At 64.5% G+C, this 282-nt stretch carries 1 protein-coding gene; it reads right to left on the bottom strand.

Annotation, left to right across the window (positions count from 1 at the left end; genetic code table 11):
* On the bottom strand, window positions 1-231 hold a 231-nt coding region (locus AC2ETI_RS32725; protein WP_483635064.1), incomplete at its 3' end, for an enoyl-CoA hydratase-related protein.
* Window positions 232-282: the final 51 nt, after the last annotated feature.

The following is a 282-nucleotide window of genomic DNA, read 5'->3' as shown; positions in this document are numbered from 1 at the left end:
CCCCCGTCCTTCGAGTATGTGCTCGAGGGCCTTGGCCGTACCGATCATCCGCGGCAACCTCTGCGTTCCACCTCCGCCCGGGATCAGGTGCGCTGTCGCTTCGACCTGGCCGAGCCGGATTTCCGGCGAATCTGACACGTACCGGATGTCGCACGCCAGCGCGAGTTCGTGCCCGCCGCCCAGAGTGGGGCCGTTGATGGCTGCGATGTACACGGTCGACGAACGATTCATCCGAAGAATGGTTCGCTTCCAGCGGACAGACCACAGCACGCCGATTCCCAG

Source organism: Rhodococcus sp. MurmanLake-1 (assembly GCF_056945715.1).
This window is presented reverse-complemented; position numbering and strand designations above follow the sequence as displayed.